Source organism: Nocardia brasiliensis IFM 10847 (assembly GCF_000710915.1).
Lineage (GTDB): Bacteria > Actinomycetota > Actinomycetes > Mycobacteriales > Mycobacteriaceae > Nocardia > Nocardia brasiliensis_A.
This window is the reverse complement of sequence record NZ_BAUA01000060.1, coordinates 1-23,757: the sequence shown is the minus strand read 5'-3', so window position 1 is coordinate 23,757 and position 23,757 is coordinate 1. Positions and strand designations below refer to the sequence as shown.

Genomic DNA, 23,757 nt, shown 5'->3' with positions numbered 1-23,757 from the left:
CAGGTGCATGGCCACCAAATGGGGCGACCGCGAGACCCGGCGACGAGACATCCTCGTCGCGGGGCGGCGACTGCTGACCGAAAAGGGTTACGCGGCATTGCAGATGCGCGATGTCGCCCGGGGCGCGGGCATCAGCCCGGGCACGGTCTACACCTACTTCGCGACCAAAGAGGCGCTCTACGCGACCCTGTACGCCGAACGGCTCGAGGAATTCGTCGGCAAGGTCGAGCCGAGCTGCGCGGCGACCGAAGATCTCGAGGAGTTGTTCGTCCTCGTCGCGACCGAATACCTGGAGATGTACCGGGTGTACGGGCGCGAACTCAATATCTGGGCCGTGCTGGCCGGCGAGGTCGACCTGAGCGACGAGTCCGGTGCACAGCTGATCACCGCGGCCGCCCGCGCCTACGATCTGATCCTGCACACCGTCGAGCGGCTGGACCTCGGGGACGACCCGGGCATGACCGTGACGGTCCTGTGGTCGGTCATCACCGGCCTGGCCGACCACTTCACCAGCGTGCGTCGTTACCTGCACCCGCACGACTGGGACGAAACGGTCCGATTCACCGCCCGCAAACTGATCTCCGGGGGCGGGAGTTCGGGTTCGCCGGGACGGGCCGGGCGGGTAACGTCGGACGAATGAGCTCGCATACGGATGCCAGGTTCGCGGCGGATGTCTACGGTGAACGGTTGGAGCGGGCGGTGGCGCTGATGCGCGCCGCTCACCTGGACGCTTTGTTGATCACCCCGGGGCCGGATCTGCGGTACCTGATCGGTTCGGCGGCAGATTCGTTCGAGCGGCTGACCTGCTTGGTCATCCCCGCCGACGGGGCGACGCCGTCGGTGGTGATCCCGAAGATGGAACTGGCCGCGCTGGAAGGTTCCGCGGCGGCCGAGCTCAACCTGCAGGTGCTCGATTGGGTCGACGGCGTCGATCCGTATGGACTGGTGAAGTCCGCGCTGCACGTCGGCTCCCGGGTCGCGGTCGCCGAGGCGATGCCCGCGCTGCACCTCATCCCGCTGGCCCAGTCGTTCACCGGCCTGCCCTCCTCGGCCACGCCGGTGCTGCGGGAGATGCGCATGATCAAGGATGCCGCGGAGATCGACGCGCTGTGCCGGGCCGGCGCAGCGATCGACCGGGTGCACGCGCGAATGGGCGAGTTCCTCCAGATCGGCCGCACCGAAGCGGAGGTCGGCGCCGATATCTCGGCCGCCATCCGCGAGGAGGGCCATACCGCCGCCGCGTTCGTCATCGTCGGCAGCGGACCGCACGGCGCCGACCCGCACCACGGCGTCTCCGAGCGCCGCATCGAAGCCGGTGACGTGGTGGTCATCGATATCGGCGGCCCCGTCGAGCCCGGCTACTACTCCGACTCCACCCGCACCTACGCGATGGGTGCACCCAATCCCGAGATCGCCGCCCGGATCGCCGTCCTCGAGCGCGCCCAAGCCGCGTCCGTCGCCGCCGTCCGGCCCGGCGTCACCGCCGCCTCCGTCGACGCCGCGGGCCGAGATCTGTTGGTGGAAGCCGGTTTCGGTCCGAACTTCGTGCACCGTACCGGTCACGGCATCGGCCTCTCGGTGCACGAGGAGCCCTACATCATCGAGGGCAACGATCTCATCCTGCAGACGGGCATGGCGTTCAGCATCGAACCCGGCATCTACTTCCGGGGCGCATGGGGCGCCCGCATCGAAGACATCGTCGTGGTCACCGAGGACGGCTGCGAGTCGATGAACCAGCGCCCCCACGGCCTGACCATCCTGTAGTCGACGGATGCGCACCCGCTTCAGGGACGGGGCCGGTGCGCATACCGAAGTGGCTCGGCGGCAAGCACATTCGACGCCGCACGGCCGCCGTCGGGGAGAACTTCTGCCGAGCAACGATGCCTACGGCTCCAGGGCCGGGGCGAGCAGGGTGCGACTGGACAGGACGCGGCGGACATCGATGGCGATGACCACGCGGGTGGGGTTCTCGCGGGGGACGCGGTAGCGCCCGGCATAGCGCCGTTCGGCTTCGGCGACGTCCTCGGGTGCGTCGAGGACCGTCGCCGGACCCTCCAGCGTGAGCCACCGCGGCCCTTCGACCTGGCTCACCGCCGCGTAACCGCCACGCCGGACGTTGCGCACCTTGGCCGACCCGCCGTCGGTGATCACCCGGACGAGCCCTGCCTCGGGATCCCAGGTGAAGCCGACCGCGGTGACGTGTGGTGTCCCGTTCGCCCGCACCGTGCTGAGGGTCGCGAGGTGCCGTTCGGTGACGAACTCGAGCGCGGCGGGGGACAGCTCGGTGCTGGGGGTCGGCATGCCATGACGGTAGCGGTCGTGCTCAGATCCCCGGCGCACGGGCGCTGTGAACCGTCTGGTTTCCGCTGGCCGACACCGGGCGGGACGTGCGGACACGCGTCGAGCACGGGGCGCGCGGGGCAGTACGCGCCAAATGGCTCGGCGATGTCGGGTCGCGCGCGATGGTGCTGTAAGACTGGGCGCATGGGATCGCGTGGGATTGCGGACGGGACGGTGTTGTTGCTCGGTGGGCGCAGTGAGATCGGACTGGAGGTGGCGCGGCGGCTGGCACCGGGACAGACGGTGATCCTCGCGGCGCGCCGCAGCGGTGAGCTGTCCGAACAGGTCGCCGAGATCATGGCCGCCGGTGCGGAAGTCGTGCACTGCGTGGAGTTCGACGCGGACGACACGGCCGCGCACCCCGCGCTTTTCGAGAAGCTGGCGGCCGAGCACGGCCAGATCGGCGTCGCCATCCTCGCGTTCGGTGTGCTCGGCGATCAGGCCAGGGCCGAACAGGATCCGGCGCACGCGCTCGCCGTGGTGCACACCGACTACGTCGCCCAGGTCAGCGCGCTCACCACGCTCGCGAATATGCTGCGCGCACAGGGGGACGGGCAGCTCGTCGTGTTCAGTTCGGTGGCGGGCATGCGGGTCCGGCGGGCCAACTACGTGTACGGCTCGGCGAAAGCGGGGCTGGACGGTTTCGCCAGCGGTCTCTCGGATGCGTTGCACGACACGGGAGTTCACCTGCTCCTCGTGCGCACCGGCTTCGTGATCGGCCGGATGACCGAGGGCATGGAGCCGGCGCCCTTCTCCAGCACGCCGTCCCGGGTGGCCGACGCCGTGGTCAAGGGTCTGCACAAGCGCACCAGGCTGGTCTGGTACCCCCGCATCCTGCAACCGATCTTCTTCGCCATGCGCCTACTGCCCCAATCGATCTGGCGTCGGATGCCCCGGTGAGCGGAGCGGAGATCGCGGATCGCCGCAGGGACGCGGCCGCTGTCCGGCCCGGCTGCCGCGGCGGGGCGGACGCGGTACGGCACCTCGCTCTTCCGGAGGAGTCGTCGCGAGTGATGGATTTGTGGATCGGTGCGCCGCGGGCAGGAGCCGCGCGGCCGGTGGTCTTCGATCCGCTGCCGGGAAGGGCGCGATGACCCAGGCGTGGGCGGGACCGCCGGTGGCGGTCGTCGGTATCGGCGCCGACGGATGGGTCGGGTTGAGTGCCGCGGCACGGGACGCGGTACTGGGCGCGGAGGTAGTCTTCGGGTCGGCGCGTCAGCTTTCGCTTGTGCCGGAAGGGGATTCGCAACGGGTGCCGTGGCCCTCGCCCCTGGTGCCCGCCTTGCCGGAGCTGTTCGAGCGCCACAACGGGGCACGGGTGTGCGTACTCGCCAGCGGAGATCCGATGTTCTACGGGATCGGCGTGACCTTGGCTCGACTGCTGGGCCCGGCGGCGTTGCGCGTACTGCCGCAGCCGTCCTCGGCATCGCTGGCCTGCGCGCGCCTGGGCTGGCCGCTGGCCGAGATATCCGTGGTGAGCGTGGTCGGGCGAGCGCTGGCGACCGTACTCCCGGACCTGGTGCACGGCAGGCGCGTCCTGGTGTTGAGTGCCGACCACGACACTCCGGCCGCACTCGCGGAACTCCTGGCCCGCAACGGTTTCGGTGATTCCGGGCTGACCGTGCTCGAACAGCTCGGCGGCCCGGGCGAGCGGCTGGTGACCGATACGGCGAAGCGCTGGCGGTATCCGCCGGGCGATCCGTTGAACATCGTGGCGATCGACTGTGTGGCCGATCCGGCAAGGCCGCGGACGACGCGGGTGCCGGGCCTGCCGGACGAGTTGTTCGGCGGCGACGGTCAGTTGACCAAACACGAGGTGCGCGCCCTCACCCTCGCCGCGCTCGCCCCCGCGCCCGGCGAGCTGCTCTGGGATGTCGGCGGCGGCTCGGGCAGTATCGCGATCGAATGGTGCCGCACGCATCCCGGCTGTCGCGCAGTCTCTTTCGAACGTTCGGCCGAGCGCAGGCAGCAGATCGCCGACAACGCGGCGGCGCTCGGGGTCCCACAGGTGGCGGTGCGCGGTGCCGCCCCCGCAGAGCTGATGCACGAATCCGGTGCGCCGGATGCGGTTTTCCTCGGCGGCGGGCTCACCCAGCCTGGCCTGTTCGAGACATGCTGGGCGCAGCTGCGCCAGGGCGGTCGGCTCGTCGCGAACGCGGTGACGGCCGAATCCGAATCGTTGCTGCTCAGCTGGGCGGCGGCGCACGGCGGGGCGTTGGGTAAGTTCCAGATCTATCGCGCGGAGCCGTTGGGATCGTTCACGACCTGGCGTCCGCAGTTGCCGGTCACGCAATGGTCGGTAGTGAAAGTGCACAGTGCGGGGCCGCGAAATGAGGTCCGCGAATAAAAATCGTGCACCCGCGGCGGGTAGGGTCGGTGGCCGAGATCCGATCATGATCGGAAATCCGGTTCCTGATGGGGAGATAGATGAAATACAAAAAGTTCGCCGCAACCGCATTTCTGGCCATCACCGCTACCGGCGTCAGCGGGGGCACCGGGTACGCCGCACCCTCGCCCGTTCCGCCTGCGACGCAGGACCAAGCAACCACCGCACCCACCGTCACCGGTAAGGACCAGGGCGTCGACTACGCCCTGACCCTGGCCGACGCGGGCAAGTCCCTCGTCACCACCGTCACCGGCGGCGCGTTCACCCTGGCCGCCGACAAGCAGTCGGTCACGCTGCAGAACGCGGCGGGGGAGACCGTCACCAGCATCCCGCTCACCGCGACGGCCAAGGGGCAGCAGGTGGAGATCGCCGCGGCCATCGCCGACGACGCCAGGCAGCTGACGCTCACCCCGAAGGTGCAGCCGTCCGCGAACGCGCCGGTCGCCGCCGAGTTCATCGGTGCGCAGGAGTGGTTCTTCGCGGAATTGCAGCGGGCTTCGCTCGGTGCGCTGGTGGGCGGCTTGATCGGGGCCGCGGTCGGGTTCCTGTTCTTCGCGGTCGGCATCGTGCCCGGCGCCGTGCTCGGCGCGCTCATCGGCCTCGCGGTCGCGGGCGGTCCGTCGCTGCTGAACGCGGGTATCGCCTACTTCAGCGGCCAGCCCTGAAAACCCTGATTCTGGGCGGCACCGGGGAAGCCCGGGAACTCGCCCGCATCGCGACCGGCGAGCCGGGATTCGACATCGTCTCCTCGCTCGCCGGTCGTGTTCGCGACCCGGTGCTGCCGGTCGGCGCGGTGCGCGTCGGCGGTTTCGGCGGGGTCGCGGGTTTGTCGGAATGGTTGGCGGCCAACGGGATCGAGGCCGTGGTCGACGCCACCCATCCGTTCGCGGGGGTGATCAGCGTCCATGCGGCCGCCGCCACGAAATCGCTCGGCCTGCCCCTGGTGCAGCTGCGGCGGCCGGGCTGGACCGCCGGCCCCGGCGATCGGTGGATTCGCGTACCCGATCTGGTCGCGGCCGCGAAAACCGTTGCCGAGCAAGGCGAACGCGTCTTCCTGACCATCGGCCGACAGGGCGTCGCCGCGTTCGCCGGCTTGACCCGGCCGTGGTTCCTGATCCGCGCCATCGACCCGCCCGCCGACGCACTGCCGCCGCGGCACGAATTGCTGCTGGCACGTGGGCCTTTCACGCTCGCCGAGGAAGCTCGCCTGCTCGCGGACCGGCGCATCGATCTGCTGGTCACCAAGGACAGCGGCGGCGAGCGGACCGAGGCCAAGCTGGCCGCGGCCCGGGCGGCGGGAGTACCGGTGGTCGTGATCGAGCGCCCGCCGCTGCCGGACGGGGCCGTGCCGATGGAAACCGTTGCGCAGGTGTGGGAATGGCTGCGGGCGCGGCGATCAGCGGCCGAGCAGTTCGGGTAGGCGATCGAACCAGTCGAGCACGGCGCGTTCGTAGCCGATGCCGAAATCCAGCGTGGCGCGGGCGTAGGGCGGTAGGTCGGTGGGGTCCTCGTCCAGATACCTGCTCAGCCTGCCCTGATGGATCTCCCGGTTGGCGGCGATGATGCGATCGAGGTGGGCGCGATCGAGATGGTCCCCGAAGGAGAGCGTGAGCAACAGCGGGAAGCGGATGTTCTCGCCGCCCGGATCGCGGGCGATCCACTCCGAGAACGCTTCTCGCCCAGCGTCGGTGATCAGATAAGGCGTGCGCTCGCGCGCCCCTGGGACGCCTTTCTCCACCAGTCCCGCCGCGTCCATCGTGGCGAGTTCCCGGTAGACCTGGCTCTGGGTGATCGTCCAGAAGTCGCCGATCCGGTCCTGGGCCTTGGCCACCAGATCCCAGCCCGACATCGGGCCCTCGTGCAGAAATCCGAGCAGCGACGCCGCCGTGGAGTTCAACGGCTTGCGGCTGGTCGCGGTGTTCGTCAACCGACTGCTCCCTTCGCTCTCAACATTCCATAGTGGAATGTTATACGAAACGCGTGTCAGGTTCTTCGGCAGTGCACTAGTTGTCGCCGGTCAGCAGCTCGAGCCGGGCCAGCACCTGGGCCATGCCCGCCTCTAAACGGATCTGGCTGCGGCGCAATTCGACGAGATCTTCCTCGATCCGTTCGGCGCGCTCGTCGATCCGGTGGATGCCGTCGAGCGCCTTCCTGGTGAGTGCCGCGAGTTCGTTGAGAACGTCCCCCTGTTCGTCGAGTGCCTGTTCGCTCGCGGTGGCTCGGGCCTCCAGGGCTCGGGCGCGCAGCGTCAGCTCCGACAGTGTCGCGGCCAAGATCCCTCCAATCGTCGGTGCGTCAGGAGATCCTACGCGTTCGACGACCTCGCGTCGCCCGCCCCGGCGTAGCGGCGGGAGGTGTAGACGCGGACCCCATGGTCGGTTTCGGTGGCCACGGTGGTCGACGCGCCGATGATCAACAGGGTGCGCATGTCGACGTCCGCCGGGTCGAGCTCGCCGAGCGCGACCACCCGCACCGACTCGGTCGGGCCGCCGACATCGCGGCCGAGCACCACCGGCGTGTCCGGCTTGCGATGCTCCAGCAGCAGCTCACGCATGGCGCCGACCTGCCAGGTGCGCTGCGACGAGGCGGGGTTGTAGACGGCGATCGCCATATCGGCGGCGGCCACCGCGGAAAGTCGTTGCGCGACAACCTCCCACGGCTTGAGCCGGTCGGAGAGCGAGATCATCGCGTAGTCGTGCCCGAGCGGCGCGCCGACCCGGCTGGCGACCGCGTTCGCCGCGGTGAGGCCGGGCAGCACGCGCACCGGCACGCCGGCCCACTGGGGATCGTCCGCCTCCTCCAGCACGGCCGCCGCCATCGCGAACACTCCCGGATCACCCGACGACACCACCACGACCCGCGCGCCGCGCCGCGCCAGATCCAGTGCCATCGCGGCGCGTTCGGATTCGACCCGGTTGTCGCTGGCGTGCCGTCGCTGTCCCGGGCGGACGGGCACCCGGTTCAGGTAGGTGGTGTAACCGACGAGATCCGTTGCATCCGAGAGTGCTTCGAGCACCTCACTGGTCGTCCAGGCCGCCGCGCCGGGGCCGAGGCCGACGACGGTGACGTGCCCGCCCGCGGCCGCATCCGCTGTGCCGACGGCGGACTCCTCGGCGGCACTGGCTCGGAGGCTCGGTTCGTGGTCGCTGAATGTGGCGTGAGCGGCCCGCGCCGCAGAGATCGGCTGGGCGGTGTCCTGCTCCTCGAGTTGCGCGGCAACAGGTCTGGGCTCTGGCGCGCCGGACGGCGTTGTCGGGGAGCTGTTCTCCGTATGGCCGGTGTCAGTAGGGCGACTCCGGGTATCCCGGGATATCTGTTGAGCGGCAGCGGGATTCGCCGTCAGAGCGGGGGTGGTGGTCGGGGCGGGGCCGGGGACCACGGTGATCGCGAAGTACGGTACGTCCGCGTCGTCGACGTCGGCCGCGCGCAGTACCCGTTGCCGGGTGCTGCTCGCCCGCTCGACGTAGTACGCGTCGGCGAGTCGCCCGGAGTCGGAAAGCGCTTGGCGCACACCGGGGTAGGTGCGGCCGAGTTTCATGATGGCGGCGGCCTCGGTATCGCGCAACCGCCGGGTGAGTTCGTCCACTCCCATGGTCCCGGGCAGCACGGTCAGCACCTGCTCGCCCTCGACCAGCGGGGTGCCGAGCGCGGCCGACGCCGCGCTCACCGAGGTGATGCCCGGAACGATCTCGGCTTCGAAGCGATCGGCCAGCCGCCGGTGCATATGCATGTAGGAGCTGTAGAAGAGCGGATCGCCCGCGGCGAGCAACGCCACCGACCGGCCCGCCGCCAGGTGGGTGGCCAAGCGTTGCGCGGCCTGCTCGTAGAACTCGTCGATGGCGCCCTGATAACCGCCGGGATGGTCGGTGGTCTCGGTCGTCACCGGGTAGACGAGATGCTCCTCGAGCTGGTCGGCGCGCATATAGGGCGCGGCGATGGCGCGTGAGATGCTGCGCCCGTGCCGCGCGCTGTGGAACGCGATCACGTCGGCGGCGGTGATCACCCGCGCCGCCTTCACCGTGACCAGTTCCGGATCGCCGGGACCGAGTCCGACACCCCACAGTTTGCCGGGCGTAGTCGTCGTCTCGGTCATTCCTGTTCGCTCGCAATCGCATTCAACGCCGAAGCGGTGATGGCGCTGCCGCCGCGCCTGCCCCGGACGGTGAGGAACTCGACCTCGCCGAAAGCGGCCAGGGCGTCCTTGGATTCGGCGGCGCCGATGAAGCCGACCGGGATGCCGAGGACGGCGGCGGGCCGCGGCGCACCCGCGTCCAGCATGTCCAGCAGATGGAACAGCGCCGTCGGCGCGTTCCCGATGGCGACCACCGCGCCGTCGAGCCGGTCCCGCCACAGTTCCAGGGCGGCGGCCGAGCGCGTATTGCCCATGGCGGCAGCCAGTTCCGGCACCCGCGGGTCGGTCAAGGTGCAGATCACCTCGTTGTCCGCGGGCAGTCGCTTGCGCGTCACGCCCGAGGCGACCATGTTCGCGTCGCACAGAATCGGCGCGCCGGCCCGCAGCGCCGTGCGCGCCGCGGCCACCACGCCCGGCGAAAACGCCACGTCCGCGGCCAGATCCACCTGTCCGCAGCCGTGGATCATCCGCACCACCACCTGCGCCACGTCCGGCGGGAACCCGCGCAGGTCCGCCTCGTCGCGGATCATCGCGAACGAGCGCCGATAGATCTCGGCCCCGTCGGTGAGGTAGCTGGCACGCACGTCGGACATGCGCATCACCCTAGGACGTGCGCGCCCGCCCAGTTCGGCGCGGGTAGCCGGAGGTCAGGTGCGGGGACGTTCGAGGATGCGGGACATGACGATGGAACTGCGGGTCCGCCCGACCCGCGCGTTCTCCCGGATGCGTTCGACGGTGACCTCGATTTCGGCCATGTCCGTGGCCATCACGTGCACCAGTGCGTCGGCTTCGCCCGCGATCGTCCACACGCCGACCACCTGTGGAATCGGTTCCAGGCTGCGGCGCAGTTCGGCTGGGGAGATGTTGTCGCGGTAGTAGACCTCGACGTAGGCCTCGGTTTTCCAGCCGAGCGCGGCGGGGTTCACCAGGGCGGTGAAGCCGATGATCTGTTTGCTCGCCACCATCTTGTCGACGCGACGCTTCACCGCGGGCGCGGTCAGCCCCACCGCGCTGCCGATCTCCTGGAACGAGGCGCGGGCCTGTCTGAGCAGGTGCTCGAGGATCCGCCGGTCGATGTCGTCCACGTCACAACCCTTTCCTCGTCGCACAATAATTCGATGTTCTAGGGCAGATATGCGCAACGAATCGCTGTTTCTGACGCAATAGTAAGCGAATTACTGTCGTGTAAGCCGCAAGATCGCGCCGACTTACCGGGAGACACGTTGACTTCTGTAGCCACCCTCCGCGCCGAGTCCACCGCACGTCAGCCGTTGCCGAAACGGTTCGTCATGTGCCGCCCGGACCACTTCGAGGTCACCTACTGCATCAATCCGTGGATGGATCCGGACGCGCCCGTCGACCGTGCGCTCGCCCTGGACCAGTGGGAGCGGCTGCGCGCCACCTACCAGGAGCACGGGCACAAGGTCGATGTCGTGCCCGGCGTGCCCGGCCTGCCCGACATGGTGTTCGCCGCCAACGGCGGCCTGGTGATCGGCGACCGCGCGATGTCGGCCAAGTTCACCCACGCCGAGCGGGCCGCCGAAGGTCCCGCCTACCACCGCTGGTTCGCCCAGCACGGTCTGGCCGGGCTGATCGACGCCCAAGAGGTGAACGAGGGCGAGGGCGATTTCCTCCTGGTCGGCGAGCGGTTGCTCGCCGGGATGGGCTTCCGCAGCTCGCCGGCGGCGCATCAGGAAGTGGCGCAGCACTTTTCCCGCGAGGTGATCTCGCTCGAACTGGTCGACCCACGCTTCTACCACCTCGACACCGTGCTGCTGCCGCTCGACGCCACCACCATCGCCTACTTCCCGCCCGCCTTCAGCGCCGCGAGCCAGGCGGTGCTCGCCGAGCTCTTCCCCGACGCCATCGTCGCCATCGACGCCGACGCCGAAGTGCTCGGATTGAACGGTGTCTCCGACGGTTTCAACGTCTTCCTCAGCGACAAGGCCGTCACCCTCAGCGAATCCCTGCGCGAGCGCGGCTTCAACCCGATCGGCATCGACATGTCCGAACTGCTCAAAGCCGGCGGCAGCGTCAAATGCTGCACCCTCGAAATCCACTAGCACCACCGGAATAGCACGGCCCGAGGGCTGCCGCCGCCACCGCAGCCCTCGGGCCGTCGCCGTGCCGGGAGGCGCTTCGCGGGCGGTGGTTCAGTCGATGCGGTAGCCGGGTTCCGTGGCGATGATGTCGGTGACTTCGCCGCGGGGGCGGCCGCAGCGGCGTTCGCAGCCGGACCAGTGTTGGCGGCCTGCGACGGTCACGTCGGCGGCGTTCAGGGCAGGGGGCTGGTGCGCGGGGGAATCGGCTTGGGCCGAAGGGGCGTTCGCGGGTGGGAGTACTCGGCCGGATTCGACTGCGTCGGTGACGTCGGCGCGGACGTCGGTCAGTGCCTTGGCGCAACCGGGGCGGCCGGCGCAGGCGCTGACCTGGAGCCAGGGGGAGTTGGCGTCGAAGATGAGGCCCATGGGGGCGAGTACTCGGACGACCTGTTCGGCCGCCCATTCGTCGAGGTCGGCGATGACGAGGCTGCGCCACGGGGTGAGGAACACGGGACGTTCTGTCGCGGCGATGAATTCGGCGGTGCGCGCGGGCAGTGAACCCAACCGCACGCCGGCGCCGAGGCTGACCGATCCGTTGTCCTGATCGAGCCAGCCGATCGGAATATCTTGGTCAGCAACGAATTCCAGCCGATCGGCGCTGCGGTCGAGCCCCAGGCGCTCGGCCACCCGCTCGGCGCCGTCGGCGATGTCGTGCAGCCGCCACTGGCCGCCCTCGTCGTCGCGCAGGTCCAGGAAGCCGTGTGCCGCGGCGAGCACGACGTGCACCGCGTCGGCCGCGCAGACCCGGATGCCGGTGTCCGCTCCGGCCAGTACCAGCGCGAATTCGTCTGGGCCCGTGGCGTGTACGCCGATATCGCCGCTCAACCCGCTGACGTCGCCGCGCCCGTCGTCGAGCGTGAACAGCACCCGCCCCGGGAGTTCGGCGAGGCGGGGTGCCGCGCGCAGTCCCGCGTCGAGCACCGGCACGAACCGGTGCACGTCGGAGGTTCCGCCGATGCGGCCCGACAGCGGGGAGGCGACGATATTGCGTACCCGCTCGTGCGTCCGGCTCGGCAGCAGTCCGGCCGCGTCGAGCCGCTCGGTCAGCGCGGCCGCGTCCCGCACCTGCCGCACCTGCAGATTCCCGCGCGAGGTGAGTTCGAGATTCCCGTCTCCGAGGTCGCGTGCCGCTTCCGCCAGCACTTGCAGCTGCGCCGGTTCGATCCGCCCGCCGGGCACCCGGATGCGGGCCAGCGGCCCATCCGCCGCCTCGTGCAGCCGCAGCACCCCAGGGCAAGAATCCGGAACCCGTCGCGTCATAGTCTCCCCAGCCTACGAAACCGCCCCGGCGCGGCGCGGCGGCACCGGCCGGCGCGGTCGGCTCGTAGCTGATTCATAGCGGTTGCACATTTCTGGGTGACAGCTCACAAATCTGCGGATTCGCAATCGGGTGCTGACGGGCGCGGCTTCGAACTATTCGCTCGGTGAACACGGCCAACCTCGGTGCGTCGCACCGCGACGCGCGGGGTAGCATCCCAAGGCTCGGCGGGTGACGAGGAAACCGGTGTAAATCCGGTGCGGTCGCGCCACTGTGAAAGCCAGACCCTCTGGGCTTGCCCACTCCGCCGGCTCCGCTGGCTGCCGACCCCCGGCAGCGAGCAGCGAACACCCGATGGGCGCGTCACCCGAGGAAGGCTGCCACCTGTGATCCTGCTGCTGTCCACGTCCGATACCGATTTGCTCAGCGCCCGTGCCAGCGGCGCCGACTATCGGTGGGGTAACCCCGCCCGGCTGCTGGTGGACGATCTGCCGGCGCTGCTCGACGGCGCCGATCTGGTGATCGTGCGCATCCTCGGCGGCAAGCGTGCGTGGGAGGACGGGCTCGCGACGCTCCGCGACAGCGGGGTGCCGCTGGTGGCGCTCGGCGGTGAGATCGCGCCGGACGCGGAGCTGATGGAATGTTCGACGGTGCCCGGCGGTGTCGCCGCGGACGCGCACAACTACCTCGCGGCCGGCGGCGCCGCGAATCTGCGCCAGTTGCACAACTTCCTGTCTGATACGGTGCTGCTGACCGGCCACGGCTTCGAGCCGCCGGTGCAGTTGCCGAGTTGGGGTGTGCTGGAACGGACTCCGGGGGTGGCGGTACCGGCGGACGCGCCGAAGGTCGCGGTGATCTATTACCGCGCACAGCATCTGGCCGGTAACACCGGCTACATCGACGCCCTCTGCCAGGCGATCGAGAACACCGGAGCCCGCCCGCTCCCGCTGTACTGCGCGTCGCTGCGCACCGCCGAACCGGAGCTGCTCGCGACCCTGCGGCAGGCCGACGCGCTGGTGGTGACGGTGCTGGCGGCGGGCGGCACCAAGCCCGCCACCGCCTCGGCCGGCGGCGAGGACGAGGCGTGGGACGTGGGCGCGCTCGCCGACCTGGATGTGCCCATCCTCCAAGGCCTGTGCCTCACCAGCGGACGCGAACAGTGGGCGGCCAACGACGACGGGCTGTCTCCGCTGGATGTGGCCACCCAGGTCGCGGTGCCCGAGTTCGACGGTCGGATCATCACTGTTCCGTTCTCGTTCAAGGAGTTCGACGCCGACGGACTGTCGACCTACGTCCCCGATGCCGAGCGCGCGGCGCGCGTCGCCGGTATCGCGGTGCGTTACGCGCGGTTGCGCCACATCCCGGCCGCGCGTAAGCGCATCGCCCTGATGCTGTCCGCGTACCCGACCAAACATGCCCGCATCGGCAACGCGGTCGGCTTGGACACGCCGGCCAGCGCGATCCGTCTGCTCACCGAAATGCGCAAGGCCGGTTACGATCTCGGCGCGCCCGGCGAGATCCCCGGCCTCGACGAGCAGGACGGCGACGCGCTGATCCACGCGTTGATCGCGGCGGGCGGCCAGGATCCGGACTGGCTGACGGCGGAACAGCTGGAGGGTAACCCGATCCGGATCGGCGCCGCCACCTACGCGGCCTGGTTCGACACCCTGCCGGACGACCTGCGCGAGGCCGTGATCGAGGCGTGGGGCCCGCCGCCGGGCGAGCTGTACGTGGACCGTTCGGCCGATCCGAACGGTGAGATCGTCATCGCCGCACTGCGCTTCGGCAACGTGGCGCTGATGGTGCAGCCGCCGCGCGGTTTCGGCGAGAATCCCGTCGCCATCTATCACGACCCCGACCTGCCGCCGAGCCACCACTATCTCGCTGCATACCAATGGTTGCGCGCGACTGAGGGTTTCGCCGCCGATGCGATGGTGCACCTCGGCAAGCACGGCAACCTGGAGTGGCTGCCCGGTAAGACGCTCGGCATGTCCGCGTCCTGTGGCACCGACGCCGCGCTCGGCGACCTGCCGCTGATCTACCCGTTCCTGGTGAATGATCCCGGCGAGGGCACCCAGGCCAAGCGCCGGGCGCACGCGACGCTGGTCGACCACCTGATCCCGCCGATGGCGCGAGCCGAAAGCTACGGCGATATCTCGCGTTTGGAGCAGCTGCTCGACGAGCACGCCAACATCTCCACCCTCGATCCGGCCAAGCTGCCCGCCATCCGGCAGCAGATCTGGACGTTGATGCGTGCGGCGAAGATGGACCACGATCTGGGCCTGGCCGAACGCCCGGACGAAGACGTCTTCGACGACATGCTGCTGCACGTCGACGGCTGGCTGTGTGAGATCAAGGACGTGCAGATCCGCGACGGACTGCACATCCTCGGCCAGGCGCCGGCGGGGGAGAGCGAGCTGGACCTGGTGCTGGCCATGCTGCGCGCCCGCCAGCTGTGGGGCGGTGAACGCAACGTGCCCGGTCTGCGGGAAGCGTTGGGGCTGGACGAGTCCGGTACCGAAGCCCGTGGCCGGGTCGATGTGGTGGAGGAGCAGGCCCGCGGCCTGGTCGCCGCGTTGCAGGCCGCCGACTGGTCCGTGGACGCGGTCGACCGGATCGTCGACGAGTTCGCGGCGGTGGGCGCGACCGCCGACCGCGAGCTGACGGCGGTGCGCGCGGTATTGCGTTTCGCCGCCGCCGAAGTCGTGCCGCGCCTGCGGCAGACCGGGGTCGAGGTGGAGCGCGTCCTGCACGCGTTGAACGGCGGGTTCATTCCCGCGGGTCCCAGCGGCTCGCCGCTGCGCGGCCTGATCAATGTGCTGCCCACGGGCCGCAATTTCTACTCGGTCGACCCGAAGGCCGTCCCCTCGCGGCTGGCCTGGGAAACCGGTCAGGCCATGGCGGATTCGCTGCTGGCCCGCTACCTCGCCGATCACGGCGAGTACCCGCGCTCGGTGGGACTGTCGGTGTGGGGCACCTCGGCGATGCGCACCTCCGGCGACGATATCGCCGAAGTCCTTGCCCTGCTGGGCGTCCGGCCGGTCTGGGACGAGGCGAGCCGCCGGGTCACCACGCTCGAGGTGATCTCCCTCGACGAATTGGCCCGTCCCCGTGTCGATGTCACGGTGCGTATCAGCGGCTTCTTCCGCGACGCGTTCCCGCACGTGCTGGCGCTGCTGGACGACGCGGTCCGGTTGGTCGCAGAGCTCGACGAGCCCGCCGAGTCCAATTACGTGCGCGCCCATGCCGCCGCGGATCTGGCCGAGCACGGCGACGCCCGCCGCGCCACCACCCGCATCTTCGGTTCCAAGCCGGGCACCTACGGCGCGGGCCTGCTGCAGCTGATCGATGCCAAGAGCTGGCGCACCGACGACGATCTCGCGCAGGTCTACACCACCTGGGGCGGCTACGCCTACGGCCGTGATCTCGACGGCGCGCCCGCGGCCGACGACATGCGCACCGCGTATCGCCGAATCGCGGTGGCGGCCAAGAACACCGACACCCGCGAGCACGATATCGCCGACTCCGACGACTATTTCCAGTTCCACGGCGGCATGGTCGCCACGGTTCGCGCGCTGACCGGTAAGAACCCCGAGGCCTACATCGGCGACAGCACCCGCCCCGACGCGGTGCGCACCCGGACGCTGTCCGAGGAGACCTCGCGGGTGTTCCGCGCCCGGGTGGTCAACCCGCGCTGGTTGGAGGCGATGCGCAGGCACGGCTACAAGGGTGCGTTCGAGATGGCCGCCACCGTCGACTACCTGTTCGGCTACGACGCCACCACCAATGTGGTCGCCGACTGGATGTACGAGAAGCTCGCGGAGAGTTACGTTTTCGACGACGTGAACCGCAAGTTCATGGAGCAGTCCAACCCGTGGGCCCTGCACGGCATTGCCGAGCGGCTGCTGGAGGCGGCCGAGCGGGACTTGTGGGAGCGCCCGGAGCAGGCGACACTGGACCGGTTGCGGCAGGTCTATTTGGAGACCGAGGGCGAATTGGAGTAGTCCGGAAAAGCAACCCCCCAATTATCGGGGGAATTTCGAAATCGCTGATCTTGCAGGGCAATTCGATCTGCCGAATCCGCTCGACAACATCATTGCCGAGAGCGCATGATCGATGGTGTTTCCACGGCTGTTTGCCGAGGAAACACCAATCGAATCGGCTAGATGATTGGAAAGCCTTATGAATATCAGGAAATTCGTAGCGACCGCAGCTCTCACCATTGCCGCGACCGGTATCGCCGCCGCCACCGCGCACGGTGAGGTGCAGGTGGCCGACGCGATCAACGGCGTCGATCAGGGGGTGGCCTACACCGCCACCGTCGCGCCGGACCACTCGAGCGCGACCGTCACGCTCGCCTCCGGCAAGTTCGTGCTCACGCCCGATCAGGGCATCTCCGTCGTGGCGCCGGACGGCTCGCTGGTCGCCACCGTGCCGACCACGATGCAGTCGGTGTCGGGGCAGCAGGTTCGGGTGGCGCCGCAGGTCGACGCCGCCGCAACCACTTTGACGCTGCAGCCGGTCGGGGCCGCGGTCCCGGAGCCGGGCGCACCGCAATTCATCGGTGACGCCGGCACCACCGTCGCGGGCGTGTTGATCGGATGCGCGATCGGCTTCCTGATCGGGCTGATCTTCGCGATTATCGGGGCCATCCCCGGCTGCATCATCGGTGGCATCATCGGCGGTATCGCGGGCGCCAACCAGCCCTAGCGGGTAATCGCGGGACGAGCGAACCCGGTCGCGATCGGCCCTTGCCGAGTCGGCCGGGTTTCGCTATTTCACCGAATTGTGCTGCGTCGATGTTTTATTCGGCACCGGCCGCGCGCCGGAATCGCTCGGCGGTCGCCAGCAACTGCTCGACGAGTTCCGGGCCGTCGAGCACCTCGAAATCGACGTCGGCCAAACCGAGATAGTGCGCGAGCATCCGCGGGTTGTCCGAACCCGCCTGCACCACACAGTGATCCGGTCCGTCCGCGGTGACCGACACCGCGGGCGGCAACTTCGCCCGGATCTCCTGCGCGGGTGCGGCCATGCGTACTGTCGCACGGTAGCGCCAGGTCGCGGCCTCGACGCCGCGCTGCACCCGTTCGGCGATCTCGGCTTCGGACATCTCGCGCGGCGTGAACCGCGGACCGTTGGGCGTCTTCGGCGCGATCCGGTCCACCCGGAAGGTGCGCCAGTCGGCGCGGCCCGGATCCCAGGCGACCAGGTACCACCGCCCGCGGAAATGCACCATCCGGTGCGGTTCGACCGCGCGCCGCGACGGCGTCCCGGCGTGCGTCTCGTAGTCGAAGCGCAACTGCTCGCTCGCCCGGATCGCCCCCGCCACGGCGGTGAGCACCGCGGCGTCGACGGTGGTGCGCTGGAATTCCGGTGCGTGCACGGTGGCCGAGGTGAGCGTGGCGACCCGGTGCCGCAGCCGTGCGGGCAGCACCTGTTGCAACTTCACCAGCGCGCGGACCGAGGTTTCCTCGATCCCGGTGACCGCGCCGTTCGCCGCGGTGGCCAGCCCGACCGCGACCGCGACGGCCTCGTCGTCGTCGAGCAGCAGCGGCGGCAGCGCGGAGCCCGCGCCGAGCCGGTAGCCGCCCGCGACACCGGGCGTCGCGTGCACCGGATAGCCCAGGGTCCGCAGTCGCTCGATATCGGTGCGGATGGTGCGGGTGGACACCTCGAGGCGTGCGGCGAGCGCGGGACCGGTCCAGTCCCGATGCAGCTGTAGCAGCGACAACAGCCGGAGCAATCGTGCGGAGGTCTCCAACATCGGTCGATCATCGCAGCAATCGCGGAAAAGTACCTTCCGCGATCAGCTGCCGACCACCGCGTTCATGATCGTGCCCGCGCTCGTGGCGACCACCCCGCCGATCATCGCGCCCGCGATCATCTTCGGCGACTCCAGCGCGCCGCCCTGCCACTTCTCCCAGGCGAATCGTCCACCGGCGAAGGTGATTCCGCAAACGCCGGACAGCAGCACCAGCCAGGTGAGGTAGCGGACCATCTGCAGGATCTTGTCCGAGACCGGCGGCGCTTCCGGTGTCGGGTTACCGATTTGGGCGAGGAGGGCGTCGTGCACAGCGATGATGACCATGAATACGCTCGCTTCGGGTCGATGTGGCACCGGATGCGGTGTCACGGGCGCGTTGTCTGGGAGATAGCCATGCTTGTACCGGACAGTATGTGCGGCCCTGACGATTTCGTGGAGCGTAGGGCGGAACCTGTCGGGAATGTCCGATCAGGGCGTTATGGTGCGCGCGACCCGGAAGCCGACATCATCGAGGCGCAAACTGGGGTGACTGCGCCGGCGCACACCGGCCCGGCAGCTCCAGTGCTCGTCGAACCAGCCCCCGCCCCGCAGCACCCGGTAGGAGCCGTAGACCTCGGCGTCGTAGATGTCCCAGCACCAGTCCCAGGTGTTGCCGAGCATGTCGAACAGGCCGAACGCATTGGGCCGCTTACCGCCGACCTCGTGCATCCGGTCGCCGGAATTCCCGCGGTACCAGGCGATGTCGTCGAGCGGGCCGTAACGCGGGCCGGTGCTGCCCGCACGGCACGCGTACTCCCATTCGGCCTCGCTCGGCAGCCGGTAGCCGTCCGCCGCGGTGTCCCACTCGATGTCTTCGTCGGCGATGCGGTATGCGGGACGCAAGCCCTCCTGTTCGGACAGGGCATTGCAGCAGCGCACCGCGTCCCACCAGGAGACGCAGTCCACGGGTCGGCGCTCGCCCGGCGCACTGCTCGGCCGTTCCCCGGTGACCTGGGCATAACGTCCCTGGGTGATCGGGACCGCGCCGATCCGGAATGTTGCGATATCGACGGTCCACTGGCGTCGGGTCCGCCGATCCGCCAGCTGTACCGTGCCCGCGGGCACGGTGATCAGGGCGTGCGGGTCCACGCGCAGGTCAGGCACGCAGCTCGGGAATCGCCCCGTCGCGTTCCAGGTCGGGCTCGACCTGGTGCGGGAAGACGTACTTGCGCATGGCCCACCAGCGGAACACCGTCGCGAGCAGGGTGCCGATGATCGTCGCGCTGATGAAGTCGGCAATGTTCTCGGTGACCACCGACACGTGCGGCGCGCGGAGCTGGAAGATATAGCTCGACACCGCGAGCGGCAGCTGGTTGATCACCATGCCGATGCCCGCCACCACGAAGAACAGTGCCGCCTCGTGCCGCCGCTCGTGTCCGCCGCGTGCGGTGAACGCCCACTCGCGGTTCAGGACGTAGGACACGACCGTCGCGATCAGCACGGCGACCATGTTGGCGGTCACCGGCTTACCGTGCAGGACGGTCCATTTCAGCCCGAAGAACAGCACCGAGGTGGTGACGAAGGCGATCGCTCCGACGGTCAGAAACTTCAGCAGCTCCGCGTTGCGCACGAACGCCGACAGCATTCGGCTCGGCACGCGGGCAGCGACAATCTGGGCCAAGAACATCGGGCCAGGTTAGCCGAGTGCGGGCGGGCCGCCGTCACCGCCGCCGGTTCTCCCTCGTTTCGCGAGTGCGTTTGCGAGAGAACGGATCTCGTGTTTCGAAGGGCACGATATGAAAACGATCACGCCGGGCCGTTATGTTTCCGTTATATTCATTCGCATAGCTCTCATCTATTTTCCCAGGTCAGAGCCGTGTGGGCCGACTGTACAGATGCACATGCGCTGCTGGTCACAGTTGCACTCGCGCTCGGTGCGCCGAACGCCCGGAAATGTGAGAGTGTCTTGTATCGAGGCCGGGGCCCAGAGGAAAGTGGCTCGGACACCGGTCGGTACAACCACGAGGGGCCTCAGCCGTCGGCTGCGGCCCCTCGTTGTGCGTCCGGTGCGTCAAGCCGTTGGGCTGCGCCAATATTCGGGATCGCGGCCGTAGTCGGGCGTGGTGTACGCGCGATCCCACGGCGCGTCCGGCGCCAGTAGCTCGCGCCACGGCGCGACCTCGACGTACAGCACCCGCATGGCGTCCAGGGAGGCGAAGTGCAGGGCGGGGCCGTCCGTGCTGACCGCGTCATCGGGCACGGCGACGTCGAAATTGCGTTCCAGTGCGGCCCGCACGGTGGCCTCGACGCAGACATTGGTCTGCAATCCGGCGACGACGAGGCGGTGCGCGCCGAGATTGCGGAGCAGCGGCTCGAGTTCGGTGTAGGCGAAGAAGCTGTGCCGGGTCTTGGTGAGCACCATGTCGCCGTGGCGCGGTGCGACGTCGTCCATGATGCGGGTCTTCCACTCGCGTTGCTCGGCAGACACTTTCGGGACCAGATGACGACGGTGCTGCAGATGTCTGCGCGGTCGCGGGCCGGTGCCGATCAAGCCGGACTGTCCGGCGATCATCCGGGAGTAGATGAGCGGGAAATGTTGGCGCCGCGCCTGTTCGGCCAACTCGGCGCATGCGCCGACGACCGCGTCGAGGCGCCAGATGGGTGGCCAGCCCAGCGCGTCACGGACGCCGTCGTCGGCGATGTAGGTGTTCTGCAAGTCGATCAGGAGCACTGCGGTGTCGACCATCGGCGTCCTCCCGTGCGCGTCGAGGAACCCTTGTCTCGAGGGTAGGACGGCACGGCCGACGGCGTCACGAAACGGCAGGCGCGGGTGCGGATTCCGGCCCGTCAGTCCGGCGTGACGGGCCCGTTGATCTCCACGATGGCGTCGTTCAGATCGATGACCGCCGCGACGCGCTGCCCCCAGGGTCGCGTGGTCGGGACCAACGCGCTGCGCGCACCGGCCTCGACCGCGCGGCGATAAGCGTCGTCCACGTCGTCGGTTTCGAGCAGCACGCGAAAACCGTCGGTGGGCCGGGGTTCGGCGTAGTCCTCGATCTTGCGCCGGTGTTCGACGCTGAGATAGGGCGCGGAGGGCCCATCGGACCAGCCGGGCCGGCCGAGCACCACGAAGGTGCCGTCGCCGTCGGCGAACACCTGTCCGAGACCGAAGGCCGCCTCGTAGAACGCCACCGTCGCGTCCACGTCGTCCACCAGTAACGCCACCCCGCCGAAGTGCATACCGACTCCTTGGATCCCCGCAGCCATTTGGAAAGGTAAATTACCGTATAGCGGCAATCGGCGCTGCCTCGATCTTTGTGAGATTGGCTACCGGGCGGCGAATGGGACGGGCGCCAGGTCGAGTGCCATCTCGACCTCGATCATGGACTTGTCCCGAGGCATTGCCCGACGTCGTCCGGTCCGCTGGAAACCGTGCCGGAGATAGAGGCGCTCGGCCGGTTCGTTGCCGTCGAGCACCCAGAGCAGGGACCGCCGATGCCCCTGGCCGCGGGCCCACTCGAGCACGGTGCGCACGAGTGCGTCGCCCACGCCGAGGCCCCGCGCCGCCGGGGCGACCCACATCGAGACCAGGATGGACGTTTCCGGATGCTCACCGAGTTCACCGCCCGCGAGGCCGACCGGTTCGCCGTCGACCGTCGTGATGAACAGTGTTCGTTCGGAAAGCTTGTGCCGCCAATCTGTTTCGGTGCGCTGGGCGGCCTGTGCGTGCGTCAGGTTCGCGGAGTAGGGGGCCTCGAGCAACCCGGCCAACTGCACGTCCCGGAAGATCTGCCAGTCGTCGCCGACGAGGCGTCGCGTGTTGATCATCGCTGCATGGTCGACCACCCGGCGGGTGCCGCGCAATGCATTTGCGTCCGATGCCGAATCCGGGACGGGCTTAATTACGTGCCATGCTCTAACGTAATTGTGCGTAGGACGCGACGGTGAGGAAATGCGGTGAAGGTCGACCTGAGGTTGGACGCGGGATTGACGCAGGTCGCGGACCGTGCGCGGGAACTCGTAGGGCTCGGTGCGGACGGTTTGTTCACCTTCGAAGGTCCCAACGACATCTTCGTGCCGCTGACGCTGGCCGCCGCGACCGTGCGAGCCGACCTGATGTCCAATGTCGCGATCGCGCTGCCGCGCAGCCCCCTTCATCTCGCGCACACCGCCTACGACCTGCAAACCCTGAGCGGCGGGCGATTTCGCCTCGGTCTCGGATCGCAGGTGCGTCCGCATATCGAGAAGCGTTACGGCGCACAGTGGTCCGAGCCGGTGGCGCGGATGCGCGAGACCGTGCTCGCGATCAAGGCGATCTTCGACGCCTGGGAAGGGCGTTCGGCGTTACGCTTTCGTGGGCGGTTCAGCACGCACACGCTGATGCCGCCGATGTTCGATCCCGGGCCGAACCCGTACGGCCCGCCCGAAGTCTGTCTCGGCGCGCTCGGCCCGCGGATGACCAGGGCCGCGGCGGAGGTCGCCGACGGCCTGCTGGTCATGCCGTTCAACAGCGCCGAGCACTTTCGGCAACGGACACTGCCCGCGGTCGCCGACGGTTTGGCGCGCGCCGGACGGACGTCGGCGCAGCTGCGGATCTACCCGCAGGTCATCGTCGGCGTCGGCCGCACCGACGCGGAACTGACCGCCGCGGCGACGGGCGTGCGGGAACTGCTGGCGTTCTATGGTTCCACGCCCGCCTATCGGCCCGTGCTGGAGGTCGAGGGGTGGGCGGACCTGCAACCCGAGCTGAATCTTCTGTCCAAGCAAGGTGATCGGGCCACCATGGCGAGCCTGATCGATGACACGATGCTCACCACCCTCGCCGTGCACGGCACGCCCGAGCACTGCGCCGCCGCGATCCTGGACCGATTCGGGGCGGTCGCCGAGCGGGTGTGCTGCTATTTTCCCGGTTATCCCGTCTCGAATTCGCATGTCGCGGACCTGATTCGGGCTTTACAGGGCGGTGTCGCGTGAGCGAGGTCCTGGTACGGGTCGAAGACGGCGTCGCGATCCTCACGCTGCATCGACCCGAGCGGCGCAACGCGTTCACGAAGCAGATGGGAACCGCGTTGGGCGAGTACTACCGTGCCCTCGACGCCGATGACGCGGTGCGCGTCGTCGTGCTCACCGGCACACCACCGGCCTTCTGTGCCGGGGCGGACCTGTCCGGTGGTGAGGACACGTTCGCCGTCGGCGCCGACCCGAGTTTCAGTGCGTCGCCGGTGACGCCGCCCGCGTTCGATCTCGGCAAGCCGGTGATCGCGGCGATGAACGGCCACGCCATCGGCATCGGCTGCACCCTCGCGATGCAGGCCGATATCCGCATCGCCGCCACCGACGCGAGCTACGCCGTGCCGCAGGTCCGCTTCGGCCTGGTGCCGGATGCCCTGGCGCACTGGACGATTCCACAGATCGCCGGCACCGCCGTCGCCGCCGAAATCCTGCTCACCGGCCGCAGGCTCGACGGCGCCGACATGGCGCGCCTCGGCCTGGCCAGTCGATGCCTGCCGTCCGCCGAGGTGCTACCCGCCGCGCTCGCGATGGCACACGACATCGCCACCAACGTCTCCCCGACCTCCGCGGCCCTGTGCAAGAGACTGCTCTGGGACACCGCCCGGCACGGGTTCGGCCCGGAGCAGGTGGCAGAACTGGAAACCGAACTGCACCACCGGGTGATGGGCTCGCCCGATGCCGTCGAAGGGATGCGAGCGTATCTGGACCGGCGGGAACCGCGTTGGGCGGCGCGGTTTTCGGCGGGGGAGTAGTTGCAGGAGCTCGGCAGCTGCCGATACTCGT

The 23,757-nt window shown here is 69.1% G+C and carries 25 protein-coding genes; 11 read left to right on the top strand and 14 right to left on the bottom strand.

Features of this window, described 5'->3' with window-relative positions:
- The first annotated feature begins 7 nt into the window (after positions 1 to 7).
- Positions 8 to 640 (top strand): TetR/AcrR family transcriptional regulator, encoded by a 633-nt coding sequence (locus NBRGI_RS45120; RefSeq protein ID WP_051727689.1) that lies wholly within the window; start codon positions 8 to 10, stop codon positions 638 to 640.
- Positions 637 to 1,764 (top strand): M24 family metallopeptidase, encoded by a 1,128-nt coding sequence (locus NBRGI_RS12345; protein ID WP_029895673.1) that lies wholly within the window; start codon positions 637 to 639, stop codon positions 1,762 to 1,764. The genes NBRGI_RS45120 and NBRGI_RS12345 overlap by 4 nt, the downstream gene beginning before the upstream one ends.
- A 120-nt stretch (positions 1,765 to 1,884) precedes the next feature.
- Here the strand turns inward: NBRGI_RS12345 and NBRGI_RS12340 are convergent, their stop codons facing one another.
- Positions 1,885 to 2,301 (bottom strand): pyridoxamine 5'-phosphate oxidase family protein, encoded by a 417-nt coding sequence (locus NBRGI_RS12340; protein ID WP_029895671.1) that lies wholly within the window; start codon positions 2,299 to 2,301, stop codon positions 1,885 to 1,887.
- 183 nt (positions 2,302 to 2,484) lie between these two features.
- Between NBRGI_RS12340 and NBRGI_RS12335 the strand changes: the two genes are divergently transcribed.
- The 4 genes from NBRGI_RS12335 (at position 2,485) to NBRGI_RS12315 (ending at position 6,146) form a co-directional block, all read left to right on the top strand.
- Entirely contained in the window at positions 2,485 to 3,240 is a 756-nt protein-coding gene (locus NBRGI_RS12335; protein WP_029895669.1) for an SDR family NAD(P)-dependent oxidoreductase, read from the top strand.
- 190 nt (positions 3,241 to 3,430) lie between these two features.
- Entirely contained in the window at positions 3,431 to 4,687 is a 1,257-nt protein-coding gene (locus NBRGI_RS12325) for a bifunctional cobalt-precorrin-7 (C(5))-methyltransferase/cobalt-precorrin-6B (C(15))-methyltransferase (protein WP_029895664.1), read from the top strand.
- An 80-nt stretch (positions 4,688 to 4,767) separates the two neighbouring features.
- A complete protein-coding gene (locus tag NBRGI_RS12320) occupies positions 4,768 to 5,391 on the top strand; it encodes a hypothetical protein (protein WP_029895662.1) in 624 nt (207 codons plus the stop codon).
- On the top strand, positions 5,388 to 6,146 hold the full coding sequence (locus NBRGI_RS12315; protein ID WP_029895660.1) for a cobalt-precorrin-6A reductase: 759 nt from the start codon (positions 5,388 to 5,390) through the stop codon (positions 6,144 to 6,146). Before NBRGI_RS12320 ends, NBRGI_RS12315 begins: the two co-directional genes overlap by 4 nt.
- Here NBRGI_RS12315 and NBRGI_RS12310 read toward each other — a convergent pair.
- The 5 genes from NBRGI_RS12310 to NBRGI_RS12290 all read right to left on the bottom strand — a co-directional run bounded on the left by NBRGI_RS12310 (position 6,123) and on the right by NBRGI_RS12290 (position 9,943).
- Entirely contained in the window at positions 6,123 to 6,653 is a 531-nt protein-coding gene (locus tag NBRGI_RS12310; RefSeq protein ID WP_029895658.1) for a PadR family transcriptional regulator, read from the bottom strand. The genes NBRGI_RS12315 and NBRGI_RS12310 overlap by 24 nt on opposite strands.
- Positions 6,654 to 6,729: 76 nt before the next feature.
- Complete coding sequence (locus NBRGI_RS12305) at positions 6,730 to 6,999, bottom strand: hypothetical protein (RefSeq protein WP_014986140.1); 270 nt, start codon at positions 6,997 to 6,999, stop codon at positions 6,730 to 6,732.
- Positions 7,000 to 7,031: 32 nt separating this feature from the next.
- On the bottom strand, positions 7,032 to 8,819 hold the full coding sequence (locus NBRGI_RS12300; RefSeq protein WP_029895654.1) for a precorrin-2 C(20)-methyltransferase: 1,788 nt from the start codon (positions 8,817 to 8,819) through the stop codon (positions 7,032 to 7,034).
- A complete protein-coding gene (locus tag NBRGI_RS12295; RefSeq protein WP_029895653.1) occupies positions 8,816 to 9,451 on the bottom strand; it encodes a precorrin-8X methylmutase in 636 nt (211 codons plus the stop codon). Before NBRGI_RS12295 ends, NBRGI_RS12300 begins: the two co-directional genes overlap by 4 nt.
- Before the next feature lie 54 nt (positions 9,452 to 9,505).
- Positions 9,506 to 9,943 carry an Lrp/AsnC family transcriptional regulator gene (locus NBRGI_RS12290; protein ID WP_029895651.1) on the bottom strand — a complete coding sequence of 146 codons (438 nt, stop codon included), beginning with the start codon at positions 9,941 to 9,943 and terminating at the stop codon, positions 9,506 to 9,508.
- Positions 9,944 to 10,081: 138 nt separating this feature from the next.
- On the opposite strand from NBRGI_RS12290, the gene ddaH reads away from it, so the two are divergent.
- A complete protein-coding gene (gene ddaH, locus NBRGI_RS12285) occupies positions 10,082 to 10,921 on the top strand; it encodes a dimethylargininase (protein WP_235210927.1) in 840 nt (279 codons plus the stop codon).
- A 90-nt stretch (positions 10,922 to 11,011) separates the two neighbouring features.
- Here ddaH and NBRGI_RS12280 read toward each other — a convergent pair whose 3' ends face one another.
- Entirely contained in the window at positions 11,012 to 12,220 is a 1,209-nt protein-coding gene (locus NBRGI_RS12280) for a nitrite/sulfite reductase (RefSeq protein ID WP_029895647.1), read from the bottom strand.
- 384 nt (positions 12,221 to 12,604) lie between these two features.
- Here NBRGI_RS12280 and cobN point away from each other — a divergent pair, with 384 nt between their 5' ends.
- Positions 12,605 to 16,222 (top strand): cobaltochelatase subunit CobN, encoded by a 3,618-nt coding sequence (gene cobN / locus NBRGI_RS12275; RefSeq protein ID WP_029895645.1) that lies wholly within the window; start codon positions 12,605 to 12,607, stop codon positions 16,220 to 16,222.
- Positions 16,223 to 16,400: 178 nt separating this feature from the next.
- Complete coding sequence (locus NBRGI_RS12270) at positions 16,401 to 16,928, top strand: hypothetical protein (RefSeq protein WP_029895643.1); 528 nt, start codon at positions 16,401 to 16,403, stop codon at positions 16,926 to 16,928.
- A 94-nt stretch (positions 16,929 to 17,022) separates the two neighbouring features.
- On the opposite strand, the gene NBRGI_RS12265 is transcribed toward NBRGI_RS12270, so the two are convergent.
- The 7 genes from NBRGI_RS12265 to NBRGI_RS12235 form a co-directional block, all read right to left on the bottom strand.
- Positions 17,023 to 17,982, bottom strand: coding sequence for a helix-turn-helix transcriptional regulator (locus tag NBRGI_RS12265; protein ID WP_029895641.1), 960 nt, complete (start codon positions 17,980 to 17,982; stop codon positions 17,023 to 17,025).
- A gap of 42 nt (positions 17,983 to 18,024) precedes the next feature.
- On the bottom strand, positions 18,025 to 18,306 hold the full coding sequence (locus NBRGI_RS12260) for a hypothetical protein (RefSeq protein WP_029895639.1): 282 nt from the start codon (positions 18,304 to 18,306) through the stop codon (positions 18,025 to 18,027).
- Positions 18,307 to 18,450: 144 nt separating this feature from the next.
- Positions 18,451 to 19,095 (bottom strand): formylglycine-generating enzyme family protein, encoded by a 645-nt coding sequence (locus NBRGI_RS12255; protein ID WP_200882159.1) that lies wholly within the window; start codon positions 19,093 to 19,095, stop codon positions 18,451 to 18,453.
- A 22-nt stretch (positions 19,096 to 19,117) separates the two neighbouring features.
- A complete protein-coding gene (locus NBRGI_RS12250) occupies positions 19,118 to 19,648 on the bottom strand; it encodes a GtrA family protein (protein WP_029895635.1) in 531 nt (176 codons plus the stop codon).
- Between the two features lie 384 nt (positions 19,649 to 20,032).
- The gene (locus NBRGI_RS12245) at positions 20,033 to 20,707 is read right to left on the bottom strand and encodes a cysteine hydrolase family protein (RefSeq protein WP_029895633.1); all 675 of its coding nucleotides are present in this window, start codon (positions 20,705 to 20,707) and stop codon (positions 20,033 to 20,035) included.
- A gap of 101 nt (positions 20,708 to 20,808) precedes the next feature.
- Entirely contained in the window at positions 20,809 to 21,201 is a 393-nt protein-coding gene (locus NBRGI_RS12240; protein ID WP_029895631.1) for a VOC family protein, read from the bottom strand.
- Between the two features lie 87 nt (positions 21,202 to 21,288).
- Positions 21,289 to 21,789 carry a GNAT family N-acetyltransferase gene (locus tag NBRGI_RS12235; protein ID WP_063726257.1) on the bottom strand — a complete coding sequence of 167 codons (501 nt, stop codon included), beginning with the start codon at positions 21,787 to 21,789 and terminating at the stop codon, positions 21,289 to 21,291.
- 129 nt (positions 21,790 to 21,918) lie between these two features.
- Here NBRGI_RS12235 and NBRGI_RS12230 point away from each other — a divergent pair, with 129 nt between their 5' ends.
- Both NBRGI_RS12230 and NBRGI_RS12225 read left to right on the top strand, forming a co-directional pair.
- Positions 21,919 to 22,935: a TIGR03617 family F420-dependent LLM class oxidoreductase gene (locus NBRGI_RS12230; RefSeq protein WP_029895627.1), complete on the top strand. Its 1,017-nt coding sequence runs from the start codon at positions 21,919 to 21,921 to the stop codon at positions 22,933 to 22,935.
- Positions 22,932 to 23,726: an enoyl-CoA hydratase/isomerase family protein gene (locus tag NBRGI_RS12225; RefSeq protein ID WP_029895625.1), complete on the top strand. Its 795-nt coding sequence runs from the start codon at positions 22,932 to 22,934 to the stop codon at positions 23,724 to 23,726. Before NBRGI_RS12230 ends, NBRGI_RS12225 begins: the two co-directional genes overlap by 4 nt.
- Positions 23,727 to 23,757: the final 31 nt, after the last annotated feature.